General features: G+C 50.9%; 5 protein-coding genes. 1 reads left to right on the forward strand and 4 read right to left on the reverse strand.

The genetic code is table 11. The features are described from left to right. The first annotated feature begins 333 nt into the window (after positions 1-333). The gene (locus IEX86_RS24255) at positions 334-984 is read left to right on the forward strand and encodes a recombinase family protein (RefSeq protein WP_188868717.1); all 651 of its coding nucleotides are present in this window, start codon (positions 334-336) and stop codon (positions 982-984) included. A gap of 331 nt (positions 985-1,315) precedes the next feature. Here the strand turns inward: IEX86_RS24255 and IEX86_RS24260 are convergent, their stop codons facing one another. The 4 genes from IEX86_RS24260 to IEX86_RS24275 form a co-directional block, all read right to left on the reverse strand. Next, positions 1,316-2,047, reverse strand: a complete 732-nt coding sequence (locus IEX86_RS24260) for a replication initiation protein (RefSeq protein WP_188868718.1) — start codon at positions 2,045-2,047, stop codon at positions 1,316-1,318. Positions 2,048-2,662: 615 nt separating this feature from the next. Continuing rightward, positions 2,663-2,953: a hypothetical protein gene (locus tag IEX86_RS24265; protein WP_188868719.1), complete on the reverse strand. Its 291-nt coding sequence runs from the start codon at positions 2,951-2,953 to the stop codon at positions 2,663-2,665. After that, entirely contained in the window at positions 2,950-3,618 is a 669-nt protein-coding gene (locus IEX86_RS24270) for an AAA family ATPase (RefSeq protein WP_150348762.1), read from the reverse strand. Before IEX86_RS24270 ends, IEX86_RS24265 begins: the two co-directional genes overlap by 4 nt. Positions 3,619-4,616: 998 nt before the next feature. Continuing rightward, a partial coding sequence (locus IEX86_RS24275) for a hypothetical protein (RefSeq protein WP_188868720.1) occupies positions 4,617-5,435 on the reverse strand: 819 nt, incomplete at its 5' end.

Below are 5,435 nucleotides of genomic sequence, written 5' to 3' on the forward strand. Positions count from 1 at the left end.
CCTGCATGGTTTCCGTGCGGTGATCAGCTGCGTGGGTGGGGTTGTTCTGCAGGACAGAAGATGCTGCTGAGAGACGTTGAGAAAGCATGGTTTAGCCTCAGGGCTACTAGCGGAGCAAATATTCTAGACATTCGCGTGATAGAGCTAAGTGGTTAGGCTGGCTATGGGGTTCCCTCAAGGCAGGTTACAGACGTAATTGGATGTTATCATTAAGGTATACCCCAGCGACTACACCCAAAACAGGCCTTTCAGGTGTAGCGATAAATAGATAAAAGGACTTATACGACTACACCTATAATTCGCTACATCTAACGACTACACCCGAGGCCTTAAATGTTCATCCGCGCCTACCTTCGAGCCAGCACCGACGACCAAGACGCCAACCGGGCTCGAAAGACGCTCCAATCCTTTGCAGCAGATCAAGGTGTCCGCATCGCTGCCTTCTATATAGAGAATGCCTCGGGCACGACAGTGGACCGCTCCGAGCTGCTGCGGCTACTTGCTGACGCTTCACCTGGTGATGTGCTCTTGGTCGAATCAGTCGACCGTCTGACCCGCCTCCCCAGACCGGCCTGGGAGCAGTTGCGTAACCAGATCGCAGCGGTAGGCCTCCAGGTCGTCGCGCTCGACCTGCCCATCACGCATGCCGTACTCAAACCTACGGGCGAAGACGGCATTCAGGAATGGATGCTTAAAGCGATCAGCCAGATGTTTCTGGAGTTCATGGCCACGTTTGCACGGAAGGACTACGACACACGGCGCGAGCGGCAAATACAAGGCATCGAGAAAGCCAAGAGCACTGGCCTATACCGGGGAAGGCAAACCGACCAGGAGCAACGGCGTAGGATTCAGGAGTGTTTGGCTAAGGGTTTCTCCGTCCGTAAAACGGCGGATCTCCTGAGTTGCTCGACCAGTACAGTGTCCCGATTCAAACGGGAGGCTGCCGCGCTAATGCAGTCAGACGACCAGCTTTTTATTTTGTAGAAGTAGAAGCCTCTGATCGGGGGCCTTTACATATTGGGTGTTATGCGAATAACGCCGCTACCATTCCTCATGTGTAGCGGTCCCCTCCCCTACTGGAATCCAGTCTGACTCAGGCATGCCTGGAGCACAGACTGCTACGCTTACAGTCTGGTTAGCACTGGGGTCTGACGGAAGTATTGCGGCATGTCGAAAAGGCGTGTAGTTCGGCGGCCGCATGTAAGAGTTAGCCGCACGATGAAACTCCCAGATCTCATGCTTTCCCGCCTGCCGATAGATCGCTCAAAACTTAAGGTAACACCGTTTTTTAAGCGAACTATTAGCATGGTCTCTTCTATCCTCGATCGGAGGATATGGGCAGCGCTTCAGCGTCTGTCGTTGAGTAAAACGTAAACCTCAACCGATCCGGCACCCTGCCCTTTTTGATGATCTCGTAGTCCATCACCATGTTGGCCTTCTCGGGTAGTTCGTTCTTTGCTGGATCCAACACACGCGTTCGCAGATTGCTCATACGCTCATAAGCTTTACCCAGGCCAAGGCGCTCTCGGAAGTCGTCCAGTTTGACGATCCAATAGCCGAACCCCTCGACCTCGTAGCGCATGAACATCTCGAACAGCCGTACGCTATGGACTGAGGTCAAGTTAGCCACGCGCATTAGCTTGTAGCGCGTGAAATCGCCTGTCAGCTCAGATAGGTAGGGTGCGACAACAGGCGTGAAATACAGCTCAACGAAGCCGTCGTATTTGGTCGTGCTCTTACGCCAAATCCAGCGATATTCGTCTTCGGGGCTGTTTGCTACTTCAGGAATCTTGATGGTGCAGTGGTATAGGCTTTCTGTCGCTTCCTTGATGGCCTCATAGGCCCACTTTCCCGGCAGGTTGTATGCCTGAGCGAACTCATGCGCATAGATGCGGATCGGCTCAGGGATTGGCTTGCGAGAGTCAATCTTGGAGATGGCTAGCAAAAGCAAGCGCTTCTCCTGGAGCGTCATTTTGTATGCCGCCTCCAACAGAGCGTTACCCTTTACTACCCAGTGGTCGGCCTCATCGATCATCAGGTCCGTCATAATGAGTCACATGCCGGGAATGAAAGGCCGAGTGTATCCAATCAAAAGCCTATCTGCTACATGTCCGGAATTTGTAGCTCGAATGTGGATAACGTCCGTTTTTTGTAGCAGAGAGTCCGGAATTTGTAGCGCAAAGTCCGGCATTTGTAGCACTCGCTTCGCTGGAAGCCGCATGGCTAAAGGGCTGCAGCCATCCCTATAAACAAGTTAAAAAACAAGATAAAAAAACAGATCAAGAACACTGATTTTTTGAGTCTTTTTAAGAGCAAAAGTCCAGAATTTGTAGCACTAAGGAAGCTACCTGCCCTCCTCTACTCGCTATGAAAATCAGAAAGTCCGGTATTTGTAGCATGAGCCTCGCCACTAACTGACAGACAAGCTGAAAAGCGTTGATTAGGAAAGGAGTTCCAGCCCATTTCTAGGTTGCCAGCCTCTATCCCAGAAAAGTCCGGAATTTGTAGCACGAAAGCTAAATGCATATAAAATATTTACGTTATACGTATGATTTACCTATTCCATACTAACAGAACATGTATTTTATAATTATTTCATACGTATATTATATGTATTTAATATGCACATCAGGTGGCTAAGCTGAGCTTTAAAACAAGCGGCTCACTCCTGTAGCCGCTTGAGCTCATTCCGAATAGCTTGCATCACAAACGCTGTTCTGGTGTTCAAAACCTCGTCGTTTCGAACGAAGTCATCTACACGCTCAAGCAGATCAGACGGGTAAAGCATCGTTACCGGCTCCCTTTTCTTCTTCTTTTTAGGCGCTTCTGTCTCGACTGGTTTACCGCTGTCTGGAGCACCCTGGATGAACTGCTTTATGGCTTGGTTATCTGGCTTCTCGGTAGGTGAAGCTGGAGCCATTCCAGGGGGAAGCATCGATACCCTCTTTTTCATTCAACATCTCCAAAGATATGACGCACCAAACGCTTAAGTTCAAAGCTGGCTTTTTGATCTTTACGTTCAAGCTCATCGACGCTCAGTCCACGGCTTGATGCCACAGCAAATGCTTTCCGATCGCCAAGTGATGCATCTAAGAAAGGAAGCTGCGGGTAATGCTCAAGCACCCTCTCCGCCTCGAGGTTGTCAGATGCATTCACACCAGGGTCAGCCATAGAAAGCATGGCATGTACACGGAGAGGTTGAATCTTGGCTCGTGAGCGGGCGCGTTGTGCTTCATCTATAAGAGAAGCCATTTTGCTAAGTGCCCAGGTATCAAAGGCGCGAGGCTGGAATGGGACCACCAGTACATCGGCCAAGGCCAAGGCTGAACGCAACGATTCGCTATCGAAACCACCACAGTCCAGGATCACGTCATCATAAAGTTTAGATTGATGCTCAACCTGTACGTAGAAGTCATCGCCCTTTGGGTAATGAGATGCAGCAACAGCTGGTTTTACTCCATCCATCAAACGAAGCGTAATGGCCTGGCCGGAACTGTTCTGCGGATCTCCATCGACCAGCCAAACATTCTTACCCTGATTAGCTCGTGCAACTGCGAGCTGAACGGAAGTGGTGCTCTTGCCGGTACCGCCTTTCGTATTGCCTATGAGAACGATCATGACGCCTCCCGTGGCATCTGGTTATGTATGCGGTACGGATCATATCAATACTAAATGCATATGCAATACATATTTTATACGTATGAAATACATATATCAGTATTATTTTGGATGTATTTCATATGTTTATTATATGCATGCAGCCTATTTCTCTTCCTCTGTACGATCTGAGCCAGCGACAGAGTAAGGACATGCGGCAAAAGATTCCGAAAGAGAAAAATTTATACCTTCAGCACCCGGCGCGCGCAGTTGTCCCCCCGCGACGCCTGCGGGCTAAATAGGTCGCTTTTTCTGCACCTCTACACAGGCCTCTGTACGGCCCGCGGCGCGGCCTGCGCGGCGTTTTCAGCCTCAACAAAACCCTGCAAAACCCTGCAAAGGTCCCCCTTTCCAAGGCCCCCCTGCGCGCCCATACATGCGATCCCTACTTTGATGTGCTTTTGAGTGCTGTGCTCTTCTTTCAAGCCACTCCGTTTGGAGCGAGTGAGAAATCGTCAGCCTCTTCCGTTACCGATTATCCCGGCTCGCTTGCGAGACGAAGCCGAAAGGCAGCGCCGTGAAGGAGTGAAACGACGCCTCTGTGTGCTTTAAGAAAAACTGAGAGGGTAGGGCGTTGTACAACGACTGGAAGGGCGCATGAACATCCTGGCAGCTCTATTTTCCAGGGAGAGCTTGGGGACCCCGCGCGCCTTTGGGCGCGAAGTCGGGGAAGCATCATTACAAAAGCGGTGTCCTGTTCGGAGTTAAGTACTGCATGGCCTAAAGGCTCTGTTTTATAAGCGTAGCTGGTACCACTACACATCTAATTTTGCAGTTATCTTTTGTAATACCAGCTCTACAGCATTACCGAACTTCTGGATATCTATGCGGCGGACTTGTTTAGCTTTGTGTTAAGCCGTTCTGAGCTGTTTCTGAAGGGATTTGATAGGAGAAAAGGGGAGGAATAAAAAGAAGGCGAGCGTAGGCACCGCCAGAGGCGGTTAAGGTTATATGAAAGGTTAAACTTGGTTCAGGCTTTTCCAGAGTGTCAGCATTTCTGAGTGGCCAAGGTGTTGATGCTGCTTAGCGAACTCTACAATGTTTGCGCCTTGATTACGCCCTGCCTGCTGATGCTGCTCATTCAAAGTCCTTTCCTTATTGATTCGCTCACGTGTCTGGAAATCACGACGACGCGCTTGTTTGGCTACGGCAGCCTCAGCTTGCTGTAGCGCCTTTTGTTGCTCCCGACGCTGGATCTCTTTGAGTTTTAGGCGGCGCTTTTCTTTCTTACGCTCCCGAGCCTGCTTGAGTTGGTGAGCTAGACCCAGCTCGATAAATAAACGCGTCCGCAGGATGATCATGGTGCGGGTAATCCAGCGCTTGCCATCATGAAACAGCCGCTTCTGCTCACGGCGGATGTAGCACGCCTTTTCCAGGAGTTTTAGCATCCGCGAAAGAGAACATTGATGGATCTCTGCGTCTACCGCGAGGCCATTCTGCAGATTGAGGTGGAATTGGCCGTCATTATCCATCCAGCCAAGTACCATTGTGGCGATATCGACGCGGGCCATCATCGGCTCGGCGACGGCTGAAAGTTTGCTCCAGATCTCCTGTCTGACACGGCGGCCGGATAGGTGAACGCAATCCAGGGAGCGCAGCCATTTTCCCTTACGCTCGCTCGCTTCTACTTTGACCCGTCTTGCGGCTTCGCCCAGGAACGTCCTTCTCTGAGCTTCGGACAGCCTGGCGACATTAGTCTTGTCCCGATCAGGCAGTGGCTTACCCCGCTTGGACACTGGGAGGTAAAACGCAGAGGCCGGTGAATCGGCCGGTATTCG

Source organism: Pseudomonas asuensis (assembly GCF_014646755.1).
In the GTDB taxonomy this organism is placed as follows: Bacteria; Pseudomonadota; Gammaproteobacteria; order Pseudomonadales; family Pseudomonadaceae; genus Chryseomonas; species Chryseomonas asuensis.

Coding starts and splice junctions, on each gene's coding strand:
- IEX86_RS24270 (WP_150348762.1), bottom strand. CDS start 3,618: ATGATCGTTCTCATAGGCAATACGAAAGGCGGTACCGGCAAGAGCACC.
- IEX86_RS24265 (WP_188868719.1), bottom strand. CDS start 2,953: ATGAAAAAGAGGGTATCGATGCTTCCCCCTGGAATGGCTCCAGCTTCA.
- IEX86_RS24260 (WP_188868718.1), bottom strand. CDS start 2,047: ATGACGGACCTGATGATCGATGAGGCCGACCACTGGGTAGTAAAGGGT.
- IEX86_RS24255 (WP_188868717.1), top strand. CDS start 334: ATGTTCATCCGCGCCTACCTTCGAGCCAGCACCGACGACCAAGACGCC.